9 protein-coding genes are annotated in these 12,659 nt (G+C 72.7%); 2 read left to right on the forward strand and 7 right to left on the reverse strand.

The features are described from left to right. Positions 1–40: 40 nt before the first annotated feature. Positions 41–745, forward strand: coding sequence for a class I SAM-dependent methyltransferase (locus FHR82_RS34755; RefSeq protein WP_184815083.1), 705 nt, complete (start codon positions 41–43; stop codon positions 743–745). A gap of 25 nt (positions 746–770) precedes the next feature. Here the strand turns inward: FHR82_RS34755 and pgfA are convergent, their stop codons facing one another. The 5 genes from pgfA to FHR82_RS34780 form a co-directional block, all read right to left on the reverse strand. After that, positions 771–1,790, reverse strand: coding sequence for a cell envelope lipid trafficking protein PgfA (pgfA, locus tag FHR82_RS34760; RefSeq protein WP_184814850.1), 1,020 nt, complete (start codon positions 1,788–1,790; stop codon positions 771–773). A gap of 18 nt (positions 1,791–1,808) precedes the next feature. Next, positions 1,809–3,128 carry a glycosyltransferase family 4 protein gene (locus FHR82_RS34765; RefSeq protein WP_184814851.1) on the reverse strand — a complete coding sequence of 440 codons (1,320 nt, stop codon included), beginning with the start codon at positions 3,126–3,128 and terminating at the stop codon, positions 1,809–1,811. Next, positions 3,129–3,869: a glycosyltransferase gene (locus FHR82_RS34770; protein WP_184814852.1), complete on the reverse strand. Its 741-nt coding sequence runs from the start codon at positions 3,867–3,869 to the stop codon at positions 3,129–3,131. It lies immediately after the preceding gene. 207 nt (positions 3,870–4,076) lie between these two features. Continuing rightward, positions 4,077–5,252: a PucR family transcriptional regulator gene (locus FHR82_RS34775; protein WP_184814853.1), complete on the reverse strand. Its 1,176-nt coding sequence runs from the start codon at positions 5,250–5,252 to the stop codon at positions 4,077–4,079. 83 nt (positions 5,253–5,335) lie between these two features. Continuing rightward, positions 5,336–6,193, reverse strand: a complete 858-nt coding sequence (locus FHR82_RS34780; RefSeq protein ID WP_184814854.1) for an esterase/lipase family protein — start codon at positions 6,191–6,193, stop codon at positions 5,336–5,338. A 304-nt stretch (positions 6,194–6,497) separates the two neighbouring features. Between FHR82_RS34780 and FHR82_RS47720 the strand changes: the two genes are divergently transcribed. After that, positions 6,498–9,491, forward strand: coding sequence for a hypothetical protein (locus tag FHR82_RS47720; protein WP_221464661.1), 2,994 nt, complete (start codon positions 6,498–6,500; stop codon positions 9,489–9,491). Here the strand turns inward: FHR82_RS47720 and FHR82_RS34790 are convergent. Together FHR82_RS34790 and FHR82_RS34795 are read right to left on the reverse strand one after the other, a co-directional pair. Further along, a complete protein-coding gene (locus FHR82_RS34790) occupies positions 9,448–11,997 on the reverse strand; it encodes a CHAT domain-containing protein (RefSeq protein ID WP_184814855.1) in 2,550 nt (849 codons plus the stop codon). The genes FHR82_RS47720 and FHR82_RS34790 overlap by 44 nt on opposite strands. Before the next feature lie 113 nt (positions 11,998–12,110). Further along, complete coding sequence (locus FHR82_RS34795) at positions 12,111–12,599, reverse strand: hypothetical protein (RefSeq protein ID WP_184814856.1); 489 nt, start codon at positions 12,597–12,599, stop codon at positions 12,111–12,113. Positions 12,600–12,659 lie beyond the last annotated feature (60 nt).

Here is a 12,659-nt window from a genome sequence, read left to right on the forward strand (position 1 = left end):
AGCGTCGTTCACCGTGCACACAGCGACACTGTCGCGTTCGGTGCGGCTGTTCCGCGCGTTCCGCCACGAACAGACCGACCGGGACACCTTCTACCGCGTGCTGGCCGCGGATTCCGCCGAACAGGTCGCGGCGTCCACACCGCTGCGGGACCGGGTGCTGCTCGACGTCGGCGGCGGCCCCGGCTACTTCTCCGACGCCTTCGAGGCCAGGGGCGCGACGTACGTCGGCGTCGACCCGGATGTCGGCGAGCTGTCCGCGCGCGGTGAACCGGGCCGGAACATGGTGCGCGCCAACGGAACCCGGCTCCCCGTCCGCACCGGCTCGGTCGACGTCTGCTACTCGTCGAACGTCCTCGAGCACGTGTCCGCGCCGCACGCGATGCTGGCGGAGATGGTGCGGGTGACCAAGCCCGGTGGCACGGTGTTCGTGTCGTTCACACCGTGGTGGTCACCGTGGGGCGGGCACGAAACCTCGCCGTGGCACTACCTCGGCGGGCACTACGCCGCCCGCCGGTACACCGGGCGCCACGGTCACGAACCCAAGAACCGTTACGGCAGCAGCCTTTTTTCCTTCTCGGTCGGCGCCGCGCTGCGGTGGGCCGCCGCGTGCGAGGACGCCACGCTCGTGCGCGCGTTCCCGCGTTACCACCCGTGGTGGGCGAACTGGGTGGTGCGGGTGCCCGCGCTGCGCGAAGTGGTGTCGTGGAACGCGGTTCTGGTGCTGCGCAAGGACGGGGACGCCTGAGGCGGGGCGTCCCCGTCCTGTGTGGTCACACTGGTTGCTTCACCCGCGTGGGTGCCTGCGCGGACGCGTTGTGCCTGCCGCGACCGCCCGCCATCATCATCACGACGGACACCACGATCAGGACACCGCCCACGACGTACAGGATCACCGGCAGCACGGTGATGACCCACAGGCTGCCGATGTTCTCCTCCGCGGCCTGGACGTTCGCGGTGACCGTCTCGTCGGTGATGCTGAGATCGCCCTCGAACACCGTCGTCGCCTGCCCGTCGGCACGCAGTTCCTGTTTGCCGTCCTCGCCACCCCTGATCACCGCACCGGTGAGTGGCTCGACGTACAGCGTCCGGGTCGCCTCGTAGTACAGCTCGGCGCGGACCGTCGGCACGTCCGGCTGTCCCACCAGCGCACCAGGGACGTCCCGCTCCTCCACCTTGGTCGGCGAGATCACCTGCGTGAACTTGTAGGTCGTGAGGCCCTGGATCTCCTCCTCGCCGGAGTACTTGACCGGCAGTGCCTTCTTCAGGTTCGTGTCGAACCAGCGGTAGTCGCGCTGCTCGGTGTCGAACGGGAACTTGAAGTTCAGTCCCGGCTGCAGCAGCGAGCCGCGCACTCCGGTGATGCGCTCACCCTCGGCGTCCTCGTAGAACTGGTTCTCGCACGGCGTGACGGCCTCGCCGGTGTGGCGGTCGAGGCACAGTGAGCGCAGGCTGCCGTTCACGGTGGTGTCGGGCTCGCCGTCGACGGTGACGATGGACGCCTCGACCCAGACGGTCACGTCACCGTCCTCGGTGACCTCCTCGGCCCGCATGTTGCCGGTGACGTGCGTGGTGGAGGTGAGGCTCAGGTCCTCGCGGATCTCCGGGGTGTAGGTGTCCCCGTTCTTCATGTACACCAGCGCCGTGATGCCGTCCCCGTGCGCCACCGACACTTCGTCGACGTTGTGCGGGATCTTGGCCAGCCTTGGGTAGGCGAACAGCTGCAGCATCAGACCGGCGACCACCGCGAACACCCCCAGCCCGAGGATGATGAACGTGACGTAGCGATGCAAGGGTTTCTCCTCAGAGGGTCACGGCCGCGCGTGCGGCCGGGCGGGGGTGTCGGCCGGGATGGCTCGACCCAGCAGGCGTTCGGTCGCGCTCGCGGCGCGGACTTCTGCGTGCCGCGAGCCCGCGGCACGCAGTTCGGTGAGCAGGTCGGCGGGCGCGCACTGTTCGACGAGGAGCGGCCCGCCGGGGACGTGCTCGGCGACGGTCGCCTCCGGCATGCCGGGGAGCCACCCCGGTTGCCCGCCCTCGGCGAGGTGGCGCTCGAGCACGGCGGCGAACCGCGCACCCGTGGCCTCCCAGTCGAAGCACGCCCCCCACGCGCGGCAGTCCCGCGCGACCCGCGCGGCGAGTTCTGCGTCGGTCAGGTCCTTCAGCGCCCGGTGCAGGGCGTCGGCCATCGGCAGGTCCGGCGGCACGTGCCATCCCGTCTCACCGTGCCGCACCGAATCCCGCAGGCCGGGCACGTCCCGGCACAGGGTCGGCACACCGTGCGCCGCCGCCTCCAGCACGGCGAGGCCCCAGCCCTCGCCGTCGGACAGCGTGACGTTGAGCCACGCCCGGCCCAGCAGCCGCGACTTCTCCGTCTCGCTCACACGTCCGTGTACGACGACCGCGCCGCCAGCGCGTGCCGCGAGCGCGCGCAGCGCGGTCTCCTCCGGTCCGCCGCCGATGACGTCCAGCCTCAGGTCCGGGACGCGGTCCAGCAGTTCGGTGACCGTCTCGATCAGCCGGTCGACGCGTTTCTGCGGCACCAGCCTGCCCAGGCACACGATCGTGGGAGTGGCGGCGCGGGGCGGGAGGTCGTCCGGTGCCACCGTGTTGCCGTTGGGCACGACGTGGACGGCACCCCGCCAGCGCAGCCGGTGCCGCATCGCTTCCACAGTGGACGGTGACACCGCCACCGTGGCCGCGCCGCGGTAGACGCGGCGCGCGGCCGGTCCCTCCAGCCAGCGGCCGAGCGCGGCGAGCCACGCCGGGAAGTGCACGCCGAACTGGTCGGTGTGCACGTGGTGCACCACCTGCACGACACGGGCGCCGCCCACGGCGAGCGGGGTGAAGAACGGGATGCCGTTCTGGCAGTCCACGACGGCGCCGATCCGCCGCCTGCGGGCCAGCAACCACAGCAGCGCCAACGGGTACACCGTCCAGCGGCCGCCAAGGCGGCGCACCGCCACCGTGGCGTCGAGGTCCCTGGCGCGCTGCCCGGCGTCGCGCGCGGTCAGATAGGTGACCTCGTGGCCGCGCGCGGCCATGGCGTTGGCGACCCGGGTCGCGTAGGTCTCCGCCCCGCCGGCGTACCGGTGCCCGAGGTCGCGCCAGTTCACCACCACCACGCGCATCTACGCGGCCTCCGGCACGAGCAGGGCCGCCCGCCGCGGCTCGGCGTCGAGGACGGCGCGGATGCGGTTCAGGTCGGTGAAGCTGCGCAGGCCGTGGCGCCACAGGGCGAACGTGGAGCCCGCGACGTCGATCCACCGCACGGGCACCTCCTCGATGACCGCGCCGAGCCGCTGCACCCTGGCCAGCACCTCCACGTCGAAGGTGAACCCGGTGGTCTGGAGCGGTTCGAACGCCGCCACCGCGACGTCGTGGGTGAAGAACTTGAAGCCGCACTGGGTGTCGCCGACCCCGGGCACGAGCGAGCGGACGGAGCGGCGGAACGCCCACGCGCCCAGTTCCCGCAGCACGCTGTGCCTGGCCCGCACCTGTGAGCCGGGGTGGGCGCGGGAGCCGACCACGACGTCCGTGCCGTGCCGCAGCCGCCGCAGCACGGCGGGCAGCGCGTCGACGCTCGCCGCGAGGTCCGCGTCGCAGAACCCGACGAACCTGCCGTGCGCGGCGAGCACACCCGCGCGGACGGCGGCTCCCTTGCCCCGGTCCTGGCAGTCCAGGAGCCGGACCGGAAAACCCTGGTCGCGTATGACGTCCGCGGTGCGGTCGGTGCTGCCGTTGTCCACGACGATGACCTCGGCGGCCAGTCCGCGCAGCGCGAGACCCAGGCCGACGAGGCTGCCGGGCAGGCGCCGCTCCTCGTTGTAGACAGGCACCACCACGGACAGCTCCACACCCGCACGGCGCATCAACGAGCCTCCAACGCTGAGACACAGGTCACACGGGCCTGAAGGCGCTTACCGTAGAGGAAAGATGTGCCGCCACACGGCACACCTCCGACCCGGACTCCGAATTGCCGGTGTGAGGCCTAGTCCGTGCACCTGCTTGGCCTAGTCGCCGTGCATATCCCCGGCGCACCGGCACAACCAACATTGTCCGCGAGCACAAACCGGTCCTCAGCCGCCGAGCCGCACGCTTTCGACCGCGAGGTACAGCTCGGCGATTCCCCTGGGATCGCCGAGGTCGCGCCCGGTCAGCTCCTGCACCCGGCGAATGCGGTACCGGACCGTGTTGGGGTGCACGAAAAGGCGCTCGGCCGCGTCGCGGGCCGAGCCGTGCTCGGTGAACCACGCCCGCAGGGTGGCGAGCAGGACGTCGCGTTCCGCGGCGGGCAGGGCGAGCAGGTCGGTGAGCACGTCTCTGGCCAGTTCCCGCGCGAGTTTCGGCGCGCCGGCGACGAGGGTGCTCACGGGCCGTTCACCGAACCCGATCACGCCGGTCTCCCCTGCGGCGAGGCAGGCGCGGGCGATGCGTGCCCTGCTCAGCGCGGCCGGGATCAGCGGCAGGCCGGACACCGGCGGGCTGACGCCGACCGCGGACGCGGTGCCTTCCAGGGATTTCCGGAGTGCGCGCAGGTCGGCGGTGCGCCCGACGGCGACCACTCCCACCTCGCCGTCGGGCAGCCGCCGCCACACCGCGCGCAGGTCGCCGACCATGCGGGACAGCCCGGGCGCGGCGTCCGAGTCGCCGTAGACCACGACGAACGGGCCCGCGACCGGGAGCCGCAGCACCCGCGCGGCGTCCTCGAACTCCTCCGGCTTGGTGTACCGGCCCTCGATCAGGCTGTCGACGACCGCGAGCCGCGCCTTCTCGTCGTACCGCGCCGACTCCGTGGCCACCTCGGTGTAGGCGTCGGCGATCACGTCGGAGAACGAGTCGATGATCTGCCACACCATGGCGTTCACCGGGATCAGCTGTTCCGGTGTGAGCACCCGGGGCGGTGCGACGCGGTCGATGATGCCCTCGTAGGCGAACGTGCCCGCGATCCGGAACGCGCGCAGCACCGCGGAAAGCGGGATGCCGAGCCGGGCCTGCGCGCGCCCGGTCTTGCGGACCATCTCCAGGTCCACGGCGCGGGCCTCGATGAACGCGTCGAACGCGCGGCTGAGGTTCACCTCGCACACTTTGCGCAGCTCCCGGGGCGACGACGCGTCCAGCCTCCGGTAGAACTCGTCCTTCTCACCGAGGAGGCTGGCCAGTTGGTCGGCGAGCTCGGGCAGCCGGTGCAGTTGGCCGCGCACGATCTCGACCAGCTCGGCGGGGAGTGGCACCGTCGCCACGGGGGTGACCATCCGAGCAAGTTAGCTCTCGCGGCCGCCCCCGCGTGCCGCGACGCGGTCTGGACCGATGTAGAGAACGCGCAGCGCGGGTTTGATCACCAGTCGCTGTCGCGGTCCAGCGCGTTGTGGGCCGTCTCCAGCGGCGCCCAGCCGTTCACGGTGTCGTGCGACTCGCCCTCACTGGCGTGCCAGTACCGCAGGTTGAACTTCGCGCGGCCGGGGCCGAACAGGCGGATGTTCGTGTGGGAGATGTCGTAGTCCGCGTCGGGCAGGTAACCGAACTTGTGGTCGGCGTGGTGGACCTTGTCGATCCCGGAGTCGTAGTCGACGGTCTTGTCCTCCTTCGAGCCGACGAAGCTCCAGTCCGTGCTCGCGGCCCAGTCCTGGTCCAGGCGGTTCTCCGGTTCGTGGAGCACGTCCATGAACGTGGAGCCGGGGACCATCGAGTCCCACTGGGTGCTGTCGTACTTGTCTTCGTCGACGATCCCCTTGTGCGGCGTCGAGAGCGTGACGATGTCGCTGACTTTCAGCTTGCCTTTGGGGAAGCCCTCCCACCCCTTGGCCGAGCCGAGCATCGCGACCCGCGTCACCAGCCCGCCCATAGAGTGCGCGACGATCTCGATGGACTCGCCCTTGCTGGTGTGGTGGTCGTACACGTAGTTCGCGAACGCGGCCGCCACGTGCTTGATGCGCGTGTCGGTGGTGGCGTTCGCGACGTCGACGTCGCAGTTCTCGTCACCCTTGTAGTAGGCGACGGTCCTGAGCGACTCGCGGCCCTGCCGCGTGAAGTAGTCGACCGCGTTCGCCCAGATCGACTCGCAGTCCGAGCCCCCGCTGTCGTTGTACCCGTGCACGAAGTACACGGTCGGCGCGGCCGCCGCACTCGCCTGCGCGGGCACGACCAGGCCCGCGGCCACGAGTGCTGTGGTGAGCAGTGCTGTGCGCAGCTTCATGTCCCCTCCTGGAGGACGGGCGCATGGCTGCCACGAACCGACCGGCTCTGCCGTTGATGGCGAACACTGACGCAGACACTGCCGTTGACACCGACACACATCAGCCGCGGCAGGACTCCACACGGAACCCGTCCTCGGTCTTCGGTTGTCAAGGCGATCGTCTACGCCGCCTCCGATGATGGCACAGCCCACGCACGCCTCGTGCCACAACGACGAAGGTCGCCACCGCGCCCCCTCCCGAAGGTTCATCGACCCGACGGTGCGGGACTCGCTCACGACCGGGACCGGATGTCAGGATGATCGCGTGCGTGCTGATCACCGCGGGTGGTGGCGGGTGCCGGTCGTGGTGGCCGTGCTGCTCGGGTTGGGCGGTGTGGTCGCCTGGCAGGTGAACGACGCGCTCGGACTGTCGGTGCGGGACGTCGACGTGCCGGCCGAGCACCTGACCGCCGCGCCGCCACGGGCCATGGCGCCGCCGCCCGCCGTGACGGGCATCGTCGTGCCCGAAGACCGGCGGGCGCGGAAGGCGGCCGAGGCGGTGGCGGACGCGTACGTCACCCGTGGTGTGCCCGCGCCCGCGATCGGCACGGCCACCGGAGCGGTGCTGCGGGTGCGGATCGAGCCCGGTCTCACCGGGGAGGCGTACCGGATCGAACCCGCCGGCGCCGGGTTGGACGTCGTCGCGGGGACCGGGGGTGGCGCGGCCGCGGGGCTGTACGCGATCGCCGACCGCGTGCGCTCCGGCGGCGCGGTGGTGGCGGACGGCCGGACCACCGCGCCGAGGCTGGGCCTGCGGCTGACCGACCTCGGCGGTGTCGGCCTGTCCGACGACCCGGCGCGCTACCGCACCGACGACTACTCGCTGAACTCCGACGTCGTCGGCGACGCGATCCTGCCCGGCGCGCCCTACGTCGACGCGGCCGCGGTGGGGCGGATCGCGGAGCAGTTCCGCGCGCACGTCGACCACTCGCTCGCCCTCGGCTACAACGCGGTCGTCATTCCCGGTTTCCTGGAGTACGTCACGTTCCGCGGCCTCGACGTCTACCCGGACGGCGACCGGCACGTCGCGCGCGCGGAGGCGATGGCGGCCGCGTTCGGCCCGGTGTGGCGCTATGCCGACGATCTGGGCATGCGGGTGTTCCTGTCCACCGACATGCTCGCGCTCTCACCGCCGCTGCGGTCCTATGTGGAACGCACGGTCGGCGGTCTCGACACCGAGGACCCCCGGCTGTGGCAGGTCTACCAGGCGGGGCTCGCGGAGCTGTTCGACCGCATGCCGTTCGTGGCCGGGCTCATGGTCCGGATCGGCGAGGGCGGCGCGGTGTACCAGCTCCCCGGCTGGGACTACACGTCGGAGATCGCCGTCACCACACCCGCCGCCGTGCGGGCGATGCTGCGGGCGTTCCTGGCGGTCGCGCGGGACACCGGGACCGAGGTGATCTTCCGCAGCTGGAGCGTGGGCATCGGCGCCGTCGGCGCGTTGCACACCAGCCGCGACGCCTACCTGGAGGTGCTCGGGGACCTGCGCGACGACCGGCTGATCGTGTCCACGAAGTACTCGCTCGGCGACTTCTACAGCCACCTGCCGCTCAACGACACGCTGCTGGTCGGCGACCACCGGCGGATCGTGGAGTTCCAGTCCCGCAGGGAGTTCGAGGGCCTCGGCGCGCTGCCCAACGACCTCGGCGTGCTCCACCAGCTCGCCCTGCGGCGGTTCCTGGCGGGCAACCCGCACGTCGCGGGTGTGTGGACGTGGGCGCAGGGCGGCGGTCCCCTGCTCGCGGGCCCGCGTTCCCTCACGCTGCGGGTGGGGTTCTGGGAGCTGTACGACCTCAACACCTACGTCACCGGGCGGCTCGCGTGGGACCCGGACCTCGACCCGGCGCTGGCGACCGCGGACTGGGCGCGGCGTACGTTCTCCGACGACCCGGCCACCGTCGCGGCGATCGGCGAGGCGATGGCGCTGTCGCGGGAGGCGGTCACCACCGGGCTCTACATCGGACCGTACGCGGACAAGGCCGTGCGGGCGCTGGGACTCGAGCCACCGCCGATGATGTGGATCTTCGAGTGGGACATCCCGACCGGCGACAGCGCCGCACTCGGCACGATCTACCAGGTCGGCCGGGACCGGGTCGACGAGGCGGTCCGCGAGGGCGACACCGCGGTCCGCGACGCGCGCCGGATGCGGGACCTGGTGGCGGGCACCGACCCGGCGACGTGGCGGGATCCCTTGCTGCACAGGCGGTTCCTGGACACGCTGGACTACCAGGTCGACCTGTTCACCACGCTCGGCGCCTACCGCACCACGGTGCTGCGGCACGCGCAGTGGCTCGACACGGGTTCGGCGGCCGCCCGCGACGCGTGGCACGCCGCCGCGGACCGCTACGCCGAGGCGAGCGCCGGCCACGTCCGCCGCTACGGCGACGACCTGGACCTGCCCGCGTTCAACCTGACCGCCGCGGACCTCGGCCTCGAACGCGCGGACCGGGACGAGGCGATGGCGTGGCTGGCGCGGGGTCTGCTCGCCGCGATCCTGGCCATCTTCGCCGTTGGCGCGCTGTCACGCGAAGTCCGGCGGCCGGTCGCCCTGCGGGCGTTGTGGCTCGGCGCCACCCGGCCCTGGCGGCTCGCGACCGCCGGCCTCGTCCCGACGCGCCTGGACCGCGTGCTGGTGTGGGTGGTCCCGGCGGTCGCGGTCGTGCTCAGCCGCTCGGTGCTCACGTGGTTCGCCGCGCCCGCCCACCTCGTCGTCGTGCTCGGTGCGTGGCTGCTGTTCAGCCTCGTCCTGCGGTCGCTGGTCCGGCCGGCCGACCCGTTCGTCCTCGCCGCGGCCGTCGGCGGGCTCGCGCTGCTGCGCACGGTGCTGCTGCTCGCCGCGCTCGCGCTGCGCGGCCCGGGCCACTACTGGTTCGACTTCTGGACCGACCCCACGGCCAGGAGCCTGTACGTCACCGTGGCGTTCGCGGCGTTCCTCGGGGTGTTCGTCGTCGCCTACCGCGCCCTGCGCACCGGCATGGGCGGTCGCGCGGCGGCGGGGCGGGTGCTGATCGCGGCGGGCGCGCCGCCGCTGGTGCTCGGCGGACTGGTCGCGGTGCTCGGCCTCGAACGCGCGCTGACCATGTGGAACGACCAGCTGGCGCTCCTGCCGTGGGGCCTGTCGCGGATCCTCGGCATCACCGTCCACCTGGAGATCCCTGCCGTGCTGCCGGCCGTCGTGACCGCCGCGGGGGCCGCCTTCGTGCTGGCCGGGGTGCTCATCCGCTTCCGAAGCACACCAGCGGTGTCAGCGGCTCGATGACAGCGGCGTCGGCCAGTGCCCGTGCCGGCGGAAGGCCGCGGGACAGGCCGCGGTGGTAGGCGGTCATGACACCGACCGCCGCGTGGTCGTCCATGCGTGCCACGCTCGACACGACGGTCCGGGTGCCGCTGTACAGCAGCGCCGCGGTGAAGCCGAGGATCTCGTCACCCGCCCGCACGACCACCCGGCCGACGTCGCAGGAAGCGAGGATCACGTGGTTCGGCGCCGCGCCGAGCTGGTGGATGTCGTAGGCCATGAGCGGGCCGTCGGCGAGGTCGAGCCGGGAGAACAGCACGCTGTCCTGTTCGTGGTGGCCGTGCGCGGCGAAGTGCGCGACACCGCAGCCGTCGAGTGCCTTCATCGTCGACTCGACGGTGGCGTCCGCGCCGGACAGGGTCTCGCTGTCCGGGTAGATCGCGGCCAGCTGCTCGACCTCGTCGGCCGCGTAGTCGAGGTTCGGGCCCGCGACCAGCAGCGTGCCCGCGGCCGTGGGCCGGGGTGCGCGCCTGCCGGACAGCCACACCGTCGCGGACGGCGACACGGTCACCGGGCGGCCGCGCAGGTCCGGGATCAGTCCCCACGGCACGCCGGACAGCGGCCCGGTCGGCACCACGACCAGGTCCTCGTCGCCGAGGTGGGGGCGCAGCGGGGCGACGAGATGGTCGGTCAGGACGGCGAGCTGGCGCCGCGCGGAGGTGCGGACCGCGGTGTCGAGCGGGGCGGGCAGGGCGCGGCCGGACAGGACGTCCATGTCGCCGCGCAGCCGGGTGCTGGTCTCCGTGGTGGTCGGCAGGTCGCCGAGCTCGACGATCCGGGCCGTGCGTCCCGCGACCAGGAACGCGTGGATCCGCGTTCCCACGGTGAAGTAGCTGACCAGCGCGGCTCCCGCGGCGCGCAGCTCTGCCCGGACCTCCGCGAGCGAGGCCTGGGCGTGGTGCTCGCCGGTGCCGCTGGTCCGCCAGCTGTGTGCGCGGATCTGCCGTTCCAGTTCGGCGCAGCGCCGCGCGGCCGCCGTGTCACGGTGGCCCTCCAGCTCGCTCGCCCGCGCCACCCGGGACCGCTGGCGCAGCTCGGCGAGCGCGTCGGCGGTGACCGGGTCGTCGAGGGGGTGCACCGCCCTGGAGCGGAACGCCTGCGCGCGTGAGTGCTCCAGCCAGCGGAACACCGTCGCGGGCCTGCCTTCGGCGAGTGCGGCGTCGAGCCCGGCCCGTGCCAGCTCGGCGCCGAGCGTCGCGACGCCGGTCTGCAGGTCGATGCTGCCGAACAGGCCGCGGTGTGCGGCGAGCCGGGCCAGGCCGGTGCGTGCGTGCCGGAAGGTCGCGGCGTGGTCGTCGCGTGCGGCCGCGAGCCGCGCCCGGACGACCTGCCGCTGCAGCCGGGTGTCCAAGGTGGACCGTCGGCCGGGCCGGTCGCGGACGTGCGCGGCCGCCTGGTCGACCTCGCCCCGGCCGAGGTGCGCGCCGGCGGCCAGCAGTTCGGCGGCCTCCGCGTCGTTGTCCAGTCCCAGCTCACGCAGCCGCCCGGCGAGGACGGCCGCGGTCGTCGCGACCTTGACCGGTCGGTGCCCTCGGGACTGCCCGGCGGCGAACTCGGCTCGCAGCCCGGTGAGCGCGGCGACCGCGGCCCACGTCTCGTTGCGCCTGCGGCGGAAGCGGCGCTCCGCCTGGACCGCCCACCGGCGGGCGGTCTCGTGGTCCCCGACCGACAGCGCGATCTGCGCGCGGGTCAGCTCGGCCTCGGCGTGTTCCTGGTTCATCCCGAGCCCGGCGAACCGCGGCATGGCGGCGTCGAGCACGCCGGCGGCGTCCGCGCCGAGGCCGGCCGCGAGCATGGCCCGTGCCTTCTCCACGGCGAGGACGACGAGCATGCCGTCCGCGTCCGCCGCGTATCCCTCTTCTGCCTGGTCGAAGGCGCGCAGCGCGCCGGGGATGTCACCGGCGAGCAGCAGGCAGGAGCCCCGGCCGTGGAAGGACTTCGCCAGCTGGACGGACATGCCGAGCTCGCGGCTGATCTCCTCGCTGCGGGCCAGGTCGGCGAGCGCCGGGCGCACCTCGCCCGCGATCTGGTGGATGAACGCCCGGTTCAGCAGGGTCCTGGCTAGTGCGACCCGTTCGTCCGCGCGTTCGAGCAGCGGCACGGCCGCGTCGAAGCTGCGGACCGCGTCGTCGACGCGGCCGATCATGGTCAGGAGCAGCCCGCGCTGGAGCAGCAGCACGCCCCGGTTGTCGTCGGTGATCAGCGTGTCCATGCTGTCCAGCAGCCCGAAGCCCCGATCGCTGTTGCCGCGCGCGACCTCGGCGGCGGCCAGCGTGCCGAGGAGGCGGAACGTCAGCTCGCGGTGCGCCTGCCAGGACCCCGTGGCGCCCGGCCAGCCGAGCAGCCGCAGGCCCGCCCGCAGCGACCGGGCCCCGAGCAGCGGCCGGCCCCGGTTGAGCGCCTCGAGGCCACGCGCGTGCAGCTCGCGCGCGCGAGCACCACGGGCCTCCTCGGCCTCGACACGGGGCATCTGGCCAGTATCGGGGCCACCTGGCCGTCGTGACAGTGGTTTATGACCACTGGTTCATGGTCATTTGTTCATGGTCACCGGTCACTTGTCCTGTTTCGGGCATCGCGGGGTCGTCACAGCTCGATCGTCGGTGTGATGACCCGGTGGGCGCCGTCGGGGTCGTGCACGACGAGCCGCACGGTCCCGGCGGGCACCGCGTCGAGCGAGAACCGGCCGGTGTCGTCGGACTCGGTCGATCGCGGGCCTGCCGGGCAGCGCACCTCGATCCGGCGGCACGCGGCGGGCGTGAGCCACCCGTCGATGCGCGTGGTGCCGTCGACGCCCTGCTCGAGGGTGATCATGATCGTCAGGCTGTCGCCCTGGAACGTGACGAGCCGGGTGAACTCGTCGGAGCGGGCGCCGGCCAGCGACGACATCTCGACCAGCCGCGACAGCTCCACGTCGACGTCGTCCAGCTCGATCGCGAACCGCACGCGGTCGACGAGGCCGGGCGGCACCGGGTCGGCGGCGTCCAGCATCGCCGCCACGGCGGCGAGCAGGGCGACGTCGTCCTCGGGCAGACCCTGGGTCTCTGCCCGGTCGTCGGCGCGGTCCTGGCTCACCGCCGGTTCCCCGTCCTGCCGGCCGTCAGCGACCGGCGCACCTTGGCGAGCAACGGCGCG

Origin of the sequence: Actinophytocola algeriensis (assembly GCF_014203735.1) — a bacterium.
Lineage (GTDB): Bacteria > Actinomycetota > Actinomycetes > Mycobacteriales > Pseudonocardiaceae > Actinophytocola > Actinophytocola algeriensis.